This is a genomic window from Asaia sp. HumB, assembly GCF_030263835.1.
Classification (GTDB): Bacteria; Pseudomonadota; Alphaproteobacteria; order Acetobacterales; family Acetobacteraceae; genus Asaia; species Asaia bogorensis.
Genome location: NZ_JARPML010000002.1, coordinates 960,780 through 972,701 on the forward strand (window position 1 = coordinate 960,780; position 11,922 = coordinate 972,701).

An 11,922-nucleotide genomic window follows, 5' to 3' on the forward strand; every position below is an offset into this window, starting at 1 on the left:
TCACCGGAAGGCGTTTCGTATTTTGATTTCAGCCAGAGCCACAAAAAACTGGCCTATGATCCTGGGTGTCATCTTGCTTTCGCCATGAACGCGCTCCCGGAAAATCATGGGACATTCTTTGATCCGGAGCGATTTCGGACTGGTCATGATAATCTCGAACAGGATCTTGAACCCATGTCCAGTCAGGCGAGGGGCGAGCGCTTCAAAATCACGCTGCCGCATCAGGAAAAAGCCACTCATCGGGTCATTGATCGGGGCAGAGGCAGACATGGCCACCAGATTGCCCAGACGGGAAATGAAACGCCGCCAGAAACCGGAGAGTCCCCCACTGTCACCCCCGAGCACGTGCCGACTGGCGACGGCGAGATCATACTGATCGCCCTGGAGAGCGGCCAGCATGGGAAGCAGGCAGGACTCGTCATGTTGCAGGTCACCATCCATCACCGCAACGAATGTTGCCGATGAGGATAATATGCCCTCGGTCACGGCCGATGATAAGCCACGACGGCCCATACGGACGATGCCACGTACTCGCCGATCCAGCGCCGCAATATTCCGGACCGTATGGATCGTCCCGTCGGGTGAATTGTCATCGACAAAAATGATTTCCCACGCAATGCCACTGAGCGTTTTTTCGAGTGCATTGATGAGAGGCCTGACATTTTGTTCTTCACAGTAGCACGGTATTATTATGCTCAGGATTGGTGCTGCTGTCATCTTTTCCTCTGGGATTACCCCTCGACTTTATCAACACCAGCAGCAAGGATACACAGGGTCTTTTGTAACATTTCTTGCCTGAATATGAGACGACTTGGTGATCGGCTCGTGGTCTCAACATCGGATCATTGTCGCTCGGGTGGCAGGACGCATCCTGTGACAAATCAGTTATGCTGACACCACGATCCTTTGAGCCCCGCACGCGGCATCAAACGGATAACGGAAGATCTGCTGACCTGCCGTCGCTCCATGATCTGCACTCAGCGAGACGAAAGCGCCCGACAAATCGTCCAGCTCCAGCTTCGCGGATGCAATGAGGATCAGTTCCAGACGAGCATCATTCAGACATGCGATTGCCCTATGACCTCAGACAGATGAGATCACCTCCCGGCTGGTCTGCCCCCAGGCCGGTACGTGCCGAAACTCTGTAAGCTCGCAAAGCGCAAGCCTTGGAGACAATATCGCAGAGGGGGTGCAACAATGCCTTTATCTCATAGCCCGTGCACAGCGCCGTCGCATCGACTCTCTTGGGGAGCTGCTCCGCCTGCAGACACGCAATTGATCGGATATCGTTATGATCATGGCCGTTCAAGGGGGGTATCACCTGTCGGATTACCCGGTCGGCTTCATGACAAGTTTATGACACGACGCTCAACCACGCTGCGGCCGGTCAAAATACGAAAACCAGAACAATCTACCTGCTAACCGGAATGAAATTATATTTATAAAGTAGTTACATTCCATCTATCGCGCAAAATTCTTCTTCCCGTGGTGCCAAGATGGCAGAGAACAGATAGGCAGATTATAGAGGGAACATTGATGCTGAATATCTATATATGAATATATCGCAAATATATTAACCAGTGTATATAAATACGAATAACTATCCAACAATAACTTCAGGATTACGTATTTAGATTATGCTTGACTTACATAATATAGGCATAGAATCATTCCGCGAACGACCCTAGAAACATATAAATATACGATGGAAATATTTCGACATGTTGCCATAAAATCTTAACTTTACTCAAACGCTCCAGGTAACGCTTTTGCGACCCGTTACATCCAAGACACGTGTCGGAGAGACCGGTGAAAAGACTTGCCCTGTTCCTCGTTGCAACGACTGCCTGCACGCCCTTCGTGAGCCACGCTGCCGATGCCGCAAGCGCCACCGAGGCGCGGGACGTCGCACAGAAAAAAGCCGACAAGACTACGGCCCTGACGAAGAAAAACAAATTCGTCAAAAGCGCCGACGATGCCGAGCAGGTGGTCGTGACAGGCACGCGTGAAAGCCATGTAAAGGCCCGTCAGAGCATCAGCCCCGTCGTGGTCATCTCCTCCAAGACACTGGAGCGCTCGGGCGAACTGAACGTCGCCAATGCGCTGACGCGCACCTATCCCTCCATCACCATGAGCGCGCGCGGGTCCAACACCAACTCGCTGGTGTCGTCCATCCAGATGCGTGGTCTGGGGCCGAACGAGACGCTGGTTCTGGTCGATGGAAAGCGCCGTCATTCCACCGCCAATATCGTGCAGAAGCCGGGGCCGCAATTTGCCTCGTCAGGCGTCGATCTGAACATGCTGGCTGGCAACATGATCGACCATATCGAGGTGCTCGAGGATGGTGCCGCCGCCATGTATGGTTCAGACGCCATCGCCGGTGTGGTGAATATCATCACCAAGAAAAAGGATCACGGTCTGACGCTCAGCGGTCAGGGCGGTGCCAATGCCTATCTCGGCAGTGGCGAGCAATACCAGCTCGACGCTGATGGCGGGTTCAAACTCGGCAAGGATGGTTATGTCCATCTGGGCGCGCAGTTCTATCAGACACAACACGCCATTGCCTGGGGACCCGATCATGCATTGCTTGGCTACTGGCCAGCCGGCGCCGATACCAAGAACTACTTTGTGGGCGTCAAGCCAGGCTCCGAAAGCTGGCGCGGTCGCAAGACCGATTATCTGAGCACACCGAAAGAAACACGCGAGACCTTCGCGCTCAATTTCGGCAAGCCGCTCGCCGCTGGTATCGAACTCTACGGACAGGCCACGCTCGGCTATCGCCATGCCGAAATGCGCGCCTATAAATACCCCTATGTTGTTCCCGCCGCAGGCATCAGCGAACTCCGCCCCATCACGGGGGATGATGAACTGGATTACGCCGCCGAGCTAGGCCTCAAGGGCGAGAACCTGTTCGGCTTCGACTGGAATCTCTCAACAGTCTATGGCGGCGATAATTCGCGCATCAGCATCCGCGATGTGGTCAATCTGGGCGAACTTGCCCGCACAGGTTATTCACCCAGCAAGTTCTGGGACTACACCCAGAAAAACACGCAATGGACGAATAATCTCGACCTGCGTCGCGGGTTCAATATCTGGTCCATGCCGGTCAGCCTGGCGTTCGGCGGTGAGCACCGTCTGGACTCCTATCAGATCATCTCGGGTAATCCGGAGTCCTATCTCGATGGCGGCCCGGTGGAACATGCCGGTATCCCGCCCCAATCGGCAGGCACATGGTATCGCAACATCTACTCGGCCTATGTGGATGCGACCTTCCGCCCGACGCGCAAGCTCTCCATCGATGTGGCAGGCCGCTACGAATATTATACCGACACTGACAATACCGAAAACGGCAAGCTTTCAGCGCGCTATGATTTCACCAGACGCTTCGCGTTGCGTGGCACCATCGCCAACGGGTTCCGTGCGCCGACACTGCAGGAATCCCATTTCAGCCGTCTGAACATCTTTGCCGGTACCGGCAGCGTTGGCGGGCAGCTCCCTGTGGAATCCGCCGCAGCCCGCTCGCTGGGTGCTCAGGGCCTGAAGCCGGAACGCTCGGTCAATGCCAGTGCGGGCTTTACCATGGAGCCGGTACGCGGCCTGCATGTCGAAGCCGATGTGTACCAGATCAATCTGCGTGACCGTATCGTGCAGGGTGGCACGGTGCGCGGCGCACAGGCGCTGGACGCCATCCGCTCTTTCGGCTTCGATGTCTCCCCGACCGCGACCAATGCGGCAGCGTCTTCGGCCTACTTCCTCTCGAACGGGGCAAGCACGCGCACACAGGGTCTGGATATCAAGGCCGATTATCTTGTGCATATGCATGATTACGGCAATCTGGCGCTGATGGCGGCGTTCAACCTCAACCGCACACGCCTGCATCACAATGGCATCTCGACCATCGGCAAGCCGCTGCTGAACGAGCAGACCATCGCCTACATCACCACCGCCACACCCCGCAGCAAGATCATCCTCAACGCGCTGTGGACCATCGGCAGGTGGGATGTGAATATCCGCCAGAGCCGTTATGGCGAAACCACCAACATGATGACCTATCAGGACTGGACCCCGGCCTCGGCAACCTGTGCCAGCGGTGGCGCCCTGCGCTACTCCAATTCCTGCTTTGGCCAGTTCAAGAACACACCCCGCTGGCTGACCGATCTTGAGGTAGGCTACAAGATCACCTCGCGCGTCCATGCCTCCATCGGCGTGAACAACGTGTTCAATGTCCGCCCTCGTCGTCTGCCCGGCAATCTCGTGCCGGCAGGTGGGTCGATGTACGATCAGTTCTCCAATCAGGTGCCCTTCACCGGCGGCTATTATTTCGGGCGCGTCAGCGCAAGCCTCTGAGCGCAGCGCGACCAGCCTCATAGCGCCAATCGCCTGATCAGGCCGGGTGCGGAAACGCTCCCGGCCTTTTTGCCGCATGGCCCCGTCCTTACTTCCTTTTTCCTGCGCCGCCGCCTCCAAGCGGGATGGGGGCCGGATTGACAGCCTCGCCCGATCTCCCGATCCTCCCCCGCGGCAGAGCCTTCTGCCCCCGGATGGTGGATAGGATACGTTACACGCAACCTCACATTCGGGTTCATCATCAGGAGATGAGAGTTCATGTTCAGTCATATCACGATAGGCAGTGACGACCTCGAAGCCTCGAAAGCGTTTTACGACGCTGCTCTGGGCGCGCTTGGTTGTCCGCCGGGTGAGATGGTGCCCCCGAACCGCCTGTTCTATACGCATGATGGTGGCAGGCTCATGATCACCACGCCGCTCAATGGCGAACCCGCAACCGGCGCCAATGGCGGAACGATCGGTTTCAAGGCGGACTCACCCGAAGCTGTCGATGCGTGGCACAAGGCCGGTGTCGCGCATGGCGGTACCGCCATCGAAAACCCTCCTGGCCCGCGTGAGTCTGCAATAGGTACACTCTATCTCGCCTATCTGCGCGATCCATACGGCAACAAGCTCTGCGCCCTTCACCGCATGGGCTGATCGGCCTCCTGCGCCGGACGCGACGCATCCTCCCGGCTGAAGAACCGCGCATAGAGTAGCGGCAGCACAAGCAGGGTCAGGAGGGTTGATGTGATCAGCCCTCCAATCACGACACTTGCCAGAGGGCGTTCGACTTCGGCCCCGGCACTGCCGGAAAACGCCATGGGGAAAAAGCCGAGACTGGCCACCGAAGCCGTGGCCAGAACCGGGCGAAAGCGGGCCTTTGCCGCGGCAAAGGCCGCCTCGGCAGCGCCCATCCTCGTCAGGCGGTAATCACGGATCTGGCTGACCAGCACGACACCGTTGAGAATGGCCACCCCGAACAGCGCGATGAACCCAATTCCGGCGGCAATGCTGAATGGCAGCCCCCTGATGGCGAGGGCAAAAATACCCCCTGTGGCGGCAATCGGCAGGTTGATGAAAACCAGCAGCGCCGCCCGGGGTGAGCCCAGAGCGAGCACCAGAAAAACGAAAATCAGAACCAGAGCCAGTGGCACAACCTGCGCGAGGCGCGTCATGGCCGAGTCCAGATTGCGGAACTGGCCCGCCCATTCGAGCCTGTAGCCCGGAGGCAGATGCAGCGATGCCCCGACCTTCGCCTGCGCAGCAAGAACGAATGATTTGACATCGCGCCCGCGCACATTGGCCTGCACGATCACCCGACGGCGCAGACTGTCCCGGTCGATACGCGCGGTCGTTTCATCAACGGTGATATGCGCAACATCCTTGAGCAGAACCCAGCCGCGCCCGTCCTCGCGCCTGATCTGCAACCCGCCGATACGGGTTGCACTGGCCACTGCACCGCCGGCAAAGCGGATCTGTGTCGGTATAAGGGCATTATCAATAATCACCGGCCGCCCGATATGGCCACCTACCGCCTCGATAGTGGAGAGAATTTCCGGCACCGCAACGCCCAGTCGCGCCGCAGCATCGCGGTTGATGTCGATATGAAGATACGCCACCGTCCCCTCACCCTGCTGGGCGACATCGGCAGCGCCCGGCACCGAGGCGATCACGCTCACAAGATGCGCGGCCAGCTTGTCGAGCATCGACAGATCATCGCCATAGACCGAAATAGCCAGCTGTGTACGCACACCCGACAACAGGTCGTCCATGCGCATCTCGATCGGCTGGGTGAAGGAATAGGCCGCATCGGGAAGGTCATGACTGAGCTTGGCGCTCATGGCGCTCACAAGCTTCGACTGGGTCATCCCCGCACGCCACTGATCACGTGGCCTGAGGAACACAAAGCTGTCCGTCTCGTTCGTTCCCATCGGATCGGTCGGGATGGCGGCGGTACCGGTATTGCTCACCACGGTCTCGACTTCAGGGAAACTGCGCAGCAGGCGCTCTTCCTGCGTTACCGATGCCAGAACAGTCGGCAGAGAGGCGCTTGGCAGGCGCATGGCATTGACCACAAGCGCCCCCTCCTCAAGCTGGGGCACGAATTCGCCGCCCAGCCGTGAGGCGAGCACGAGCGCGAGCAGGAAGATACAGGCTGTTCCCATGAATACACTGCGCGTATGTGCAGCGCACCAGTCCAGAGCCGGCTCATAACGGCGCCTGAGAGACTGGACGACACGCGTTTCGCGGTCCTGCGGCGCATGATTCATCAAAAGCGCAGAGAGGATTGGTACCACAACAAAGCAGTAAATGAGCGAGGTCACGAGCCCCATGATGATGGTCTGCGCCATCGGTCTGAACATACGGCCCTCCACCCCCTGCAGGGTCAGGATGGGCAGATAGACCATGATGATCACGAAAATGGCGAAGCTGACCGGTCGCAGCACGGTGCGCACGGTGTGAGTGGCCAGTGAGTCAAGACTCTCCCCCGGTCTGTTGCGGGCGCGCTCGACCATGAGATGCTCGACCACCACCAGCGAGCCATCCACGATCATACCGAAATCAATCGCGCCGAGGCTGAGCAGATTGGCCGAAATGCCAAAAACACGCATCCCGACAAAAGCCATGACGAGCGAGACAGGGATGACAGAAACAATCACCAGCGCGGCACGCCAGTTACCCAACACTACAAGCAGCGTCACAAAAACCAGACACGCCCCGAGAACGAGATTTTCCTTGATGGTGCGTATGGTTTCGTCAGTCAGGGTCGAGCGCCGGTAAAATGGCTTGAGCGTCACGCCCGGGGGCAGCGTCTGCTGGATGGCTGGCAACGCCGCATCGATCGCATCGAGCGTCGCATTGGAACTGGCGCCTTTCTGCATGAGAACGACACCGTTGACGATTTCACCCCTGCCATCGCGCGTGACAGCGCCGAGACGCAGACGCGCCTCAAGCGAGACGCGGCCCAGATCACGCAGGCGAATGGCCAGTCCGTTGGCCCCCATCGCCACAGGGATGGCCCCGAAATCGGCCAGCGAGCCGACGAGGGCGCGCCCCACAACCACCTGCTGCTCCGCCCCGCGTGAAATCCACCCCCCGCCCGATGAGGCATTATTGCTTTCTATCGCGGCATAGATCCTGCCAAGCGCGATGTCATGGGCACGCAGGCGGGCCGGGTCGAGAGTCAGCGTATAGGTCTCTTCGGCACCGCCATTGACATTCACATCAGCCACGCCCGGCACGAGCCTTAACTGCGGTGCCACGGACCAGGTCATGAGCCTGTTGAGGTCGAGCGGCGAATAGCGTCCGTCGCCATCGATCTGCATCTGCATGATCTCGCCCATGCCGGTGGCAAGTGGCCCCATCGCAACACTGACCGGCACGGCAATGGCCTCACGGGCCTTTTGCAGACGCTCATTGACGCGTGTCCGGTCGAGATCGAGATTGGAGGTATCGCTGAACTGCAGATAGACGACCGAAAGCCCCGTACGCGAAACGGAGCGCAGATCGATCAGATCCGGCAGTCCCGTCAGGCTCGCTTCGAGCGGAAAGGTGATCTGCTTTTCCACCTCTTCCGTCGCAAGGCCCGGCGATGTGACCGAAACAAGCACCTGCTGGGGCGAAATATCAGGGACGGGCTCGACCGGCAGGCCCGGCACCACCATCAGCCCGGCCAGGACCAGCATCGCGCAAAGCGCGAGCACAGCAAGCTTGCTGCGCTGCAGAAATTCCCACATGACGCGCTCAGTCCGCTGTCATGGAAGAGAGCAGCGCCATTGATTTGAGCGTGAAGCTGCCTTCGCCCACCAGCCTGTCGCCATCGTGCAAGGCCCCGCTCACAATGGCCTGCTCGTCGTCACGCGCCCTGACCTGCACGGAAACGGGCATGAAATGCGTGACATCCTGCTGGACGAACACCACATCCTCACCATCAATCTGCTGAAGTGCCGCCACCGGCACACGCAGCCCCTGCGTCCCCTCGCCGGTCTGGAAAGCGGCATCGAGCATCATGCCCGGGCGCAGTGAAGAAGGTGGATGATCGAGGGTGCAGACCACGCGCACAAGCCCTGTGGCAGGATCGGCGAGCCCCGCCACGGTGGTGATCCGCGCCTCGATTACCCGTCCCTTTTCCTGACTGGCCGGGCGAAACCGCGCCTTGCCTCCGGGCGCCAATCCGGCAGCATCTTCGGGCGAGAGATCGGCGCTCAGCCAGAGGCGGGAGAGATCGACCACGGTCACGAGATTGTCGCCCGCATTGATATCGGCTGCGACAGAGGTGCGCACAGCCTGCACGACGCCATCGACCGGGCTGATCAGATCCGATGCCTCGTCCTGCACGATCCGCTCGGTTACGGAGGTGAATTCCTCCGTCTGCCTGTGTTCGAGCGTCGCGAGGTCCGCCTCGCGGGCCTTGACCAGTCCGCGCTGCTGTTCGAGCACCATCCGGCGTCGTTCAAGTTCCCCGCGTGAGACCGCACTCCCGACAAGCGCCGCACCGCGACGATAGAGCATCGTCGCCTCCGCCTCACCGGCACGCGCCGAAGCCAGGGCGGCATCGACCTGTTCACGCTGAAGCTGAAGCTCATGCAGGGAGTGATCAGTGTAGGAAATCAAAGCCTCGCCGCGTTTGACAGGCTGACCCGGCGTCACATGCACCGCCATGACCTTGCCTGCACCGGCTGCATGGATATCAATAACCCGGCTCGTATCGGCATCGACCCGTGCCATCGCCTGCACTGAGGGGAACACCTCGCCCTGTGACAGCGAGACGATCATGACATGCTCGTTGCGCTGCGCCTCCTCAGGCAGCGTGAAGACATGACGCCAGGCCTCTGCTGCCTGTGCCGTGCCGCCGAGACACGATGAAGCCGCAAGACCTGTCAGAACGACAGAGACTGCCAAAGTCCTGCTGCGCATCGAGGCGAGACATCTGATCATGCGACGCCCCTGTCAGAGATATTTAACGAGACGGGCAAATTCGCGCATGGCATCGTCACGCCCGGTTCCGCCATCTTCCATCGCCTCAATCACGCAATGCTCGACATGGTCCTGAATCAGGGCACGCTTGGCATTACGCAGGGTGTTTTCAACAGCCTGAATCTGCTGGGCCAGATCGGCGCAGCTTCGATCGGCCTCGATCATGTCGAGGATCGTCGCCAGATGGCCGTGGGCCTGCTTGAGGCGAAGGGCGATTTTTCGATGATTCGGCGGGCTCATAAAACCCCTATACCCTAGGGGGGAGGGTATAGGGAAGAATGTTCAGGCATTTTGCGTCACAATTGACGCCGGCGAAGGGCGATCCTTCCAGACTGCCTGGCATGATGGGTGCGTTGCCTGCCCAAGCCCCCCACCATGCCCCGATAATCAGTCGCGTGTTTCGACAATCACGATTTCCGAAACGCTGGCTGCTTCAATTGTCACGAGAGCCTCGTCACGCAGCGCAGCACCATCGCGTGGAGCGAGTTTCACGCGCGATCCTGGAGTGACGAGGGTGACATCGCCAGAAGCCAGAACGGCATAGCCCGACCAACCGGGCTCAAGCTGCCACTCAAGCGCGCTACCCTTCTCGATCGTCGCCGCCCGGACCCGTGCCGTGGCATTGATCCGCAGCGCATCCTCATCACCCTCGACACCAGAGGCCAGCGTCACCAGCCGATTGGCCCGTGCCTCGACCGGGAAAGGCCGTGTGCCCCACGAGGGCGCGTGACCACGCCGGTCGGGCTGGATCCAGATCTGAAAGAGCGTGGTGGTAATGGCCTCGAGATTGGCTTCGCTATGAACGATCCCTGTCCCGGCTGACATGACCTGTACCTGCCCTGCCTCAGTCCGGCCCTCATTACCTAGCGAGTCACGGTGTGAAATGGCCCCCTGACGGACATAGGTGATGATCTCCATGTCCCGATGCGGATGAGAGGGAAAACCGCTATCCGGTGCAATCTCGTCATCATTCCAGACGCGCAGCGCACCCCAGCCCATACGGGCAGGATCGTGATAACCGGCAAAGGAAAAATGATGCGCGGCCTTGAGCCAGCCATGGTCGGCGTGGCCGATCGACGCAAATGGACGGTAGTCGATCATGAGATGATCCTCCTGAGTGATGATCGACCATAGGCAATCGGGCGCACGTTAAGATATAGAAATAATGGCAACAGATCGGTTCCATTTCATGACACAGCGCTTGCCTGACTTCGAGGCTTTGGCCATCTTTGCCCGTGTGGTCGAGCTCGGCTCCTTCAGTGCTGCGGCGCAGGCTCTTGGCCTGTCGCGCCCCACCATTTCCAAGGCCATTGCGCGTCTGGAGCACAGCACGGGCACCTATGTGCTGAACCGGACCTCACGCCAGCTCGCCCTGACTGAAACAGGGCAGCGCGTACTGACCCACGCCAACCGAATTCTCGGCGAGGGCGAGGCTGCCGAGGCTGAATTGCGCCAGGCCGTTCATCACCCGCATGGATTGCTGCGCCTGACCGCCCCAATCTCTTTTGGTCTAAATCATGTGGCACCCCTGCTCCCGGATTTTCTGACGCGGTATCCCGAGATCCATCTCGCCATGACCTATACGGATACCCAGCTTGACCTGATCGGTGGGGGGTTTGACATCGCCATACGTATCGCGGCCCACGCCCCCTCATCGCTGCGCGCTTTGCGCCTTTGCCGCATACCACTGTTTCTGGTGGCCGCACCGGCCTATCTCGCCCGGCATGGTGCGCCATCACACCCCAGGGATCTCAGGGAGCATGACGGGCTGATCTATGAAGGCACACAGCCCCCCGGAGCATGGCGCATGAGCCGCGACGGGGAAACCATGCAGGTCGATCCACCGACGAGCCATTACCGCTCAAACAATGCTGAAGCCTTTTTGCCCGCGCTGCGGGCCGGGCTGGGTATTGGAATATTCCCGGAGTTCATGATCGCGCAGGACATACAAAATGGCACACTGATCAGGCTTATGCCGGAATGGTCCTTACCCGAAACAGAACTCTGCCTGCTGACACCCCCCGGCCGTTCCCATCCGGCACGGGTATCGGCTTTCCTTGACCATATAGGGGGTGCGCTCAGAAAATCTCCCTGGCGTCATTCGACATGATTTGACGAAGAACCGGATGATAACTTATTAACTCAAATGCTACGCGGTGCGATAGCAGGCTTCCGCAAGAACAGAGACCTAAAAAAGATGACCAGCGAACGATCGCAGAAGATATCTCCAAGCTTTGCGCTCACAAGACGCATTGCAATGTTAAGAAAAAGCCAAGGTCTCAGCCAACAACAACTTGCGGATACATTGGGCGTTTCACGATCGGCTGTTGCTTTTTGGGAAACCGGACGTGTCGGTAGTTTGAGAAAATACATTCCCAAGCTCGCAGACCTCTTCGGGGTCTCGACCGAGGTCTTTCTGACCGGCATGATTGAAGAGGATATCCCCGCAGTCCTGACCCCGGATGAAGACGATCTGCTGCGCCTCTATCGCCTGCTCAATCCCGAGATGAAACTGACCGCCCAGAAATGGATGGAGCGACAGGTACACAAGCAAAACGCCGCCGGGAAAGTCATCGCCTGAAACAGGCGTTCCTGTCTCTTAACCCTTCTTTTCAG

The 11,922-nt window shown here is 59.0% G+C and carries 9 protein-coding genes; 4 read left to right on the plus strand and 5 right to left on the minus strand.

Annotated features, from left to right (window positions below; genetic code table 11):
- The gene (locus P5689_RS05410) at positions 1-717 is read right to left on the minus strand and encodes a polyprenol monophosphomannose synthase (RefSeq protein WP_285532396.1); all 717 of its coding nucleotides are present in this window, start codon (positions 715-717) and stop codon (positions 1-3) included.
- 1,092 nt (positions 718-1,809) lie between these two features.
- Between P5689_RS05410 and P5689_RS05415 the strand changes: the two genes are divergently transcribed.
- The gene (locus tag P5689_RS05415; RefSeq protein ID WP_285532397.1) at positions 1,810-4,347 is read left to right on the plus strand and encodes a TonB-dependent receptor; all 2,538 of its coding nucleotides are present in this window, start codon (positions 1,810-1,812) and stop codon (positions 4,345-4,347) included.
- A 258-nt stretch (positions 4,348-4,605) separates the two neighbouring features.
- On the plus strand, positions 4,606-4,986 hold the full coding sequence (locus P5689_RS05420; RefSeq protein WP_122040317.1) for a VOC family protein: 381 nt from the start codon (positions 4,606-4,608) through the stop codon (positions 4,984-4,986).
- Here P5689_RS05420 and P5689_RS05425 read toward each other — a convergent pair.
- The 4 genes from P5689_RS05425 to P5689_RS05440 form a co-directional block, all read right to left on the minus strand.
- On the minus strand, positions 4,971-8,066 hold the full coding sequence (locus P5689_RS05425; RefSeq protein ID WP_285532398.1) for a CusA/CzcA family heavy metal efflux RND transporter: 3,096 nt from the start codon (positions 8,064-8,066) through the stop codon (positions 4,971-4,973). The two genes, P5689_RS05420 and P5689_RS05425, sit on opposite strands and share 16 nt — an antisense overlap.
- Positions 8,067-8,073: 7 nt before the next feature.
- Positions 8,074-9,267: an efflux RND transporter periplasmic adaptor subunit gene (locus tag P5689_RS05430; RefSeq protein ID WP_285532399.1), complete on the minus strand. Its 1,194-nt coding sequence runs from the start codon at positions 9,265-9,267 to the stop codon at positions 8,074-8,076.
- Between the two features lie 12 nt (positions 9,268-9,279).
- Complete coding sequence (locus P5689_RS05435; RefSeq protein WP_023979444.1) at positions 9,280-9,546, minus strand: metal-sensing transcriptional repressor; 267 nt, start codon at positions 9,544-9,546, stop codon at positions 9,280-9,282.
- Between the two features lie 147 nt (positions 9,547-9,693).
- A complete protein-coding gene (locus tag P5689_RS05440) occupies positions 9,694-10,407 on the minus strand; it encodes a pirin-like bicupin family protein (protein WP_285532401.1) in 714 nt (237 codons plus the stop codon).
- Between the two features lie 88 nt (positions 10,408-10,495).
- Here P5689_RS05440 and P5689_RS05445 point away from each other — a divergent pair, with 88 nt between their 5' ends.
- Entirely contained in the window at positions 10,496-11,416 is a 921-nt protein-coding gene (locus P5689_RS05445) for a LysR family transcriptional regulator (protein WP_285532402.1), read from the plus strand.
- A gap of 87 nt (positions 11,417-11,503) precedes the next feature.
- Positions 11,504-11,887: a helix-turn-helix domain-containing protein gene (locus tag P5689_RS05450; protein ID WP_062165976.1), complete on the plus strand. Its 384-nt coding sequence runs from the start codon at positions 11,504-11,506 to the stop codon at positions 11,885-11,887.
- The last annotated feature ends 35 nt before the right edge of the window (positions 11,888-11,922 follow it).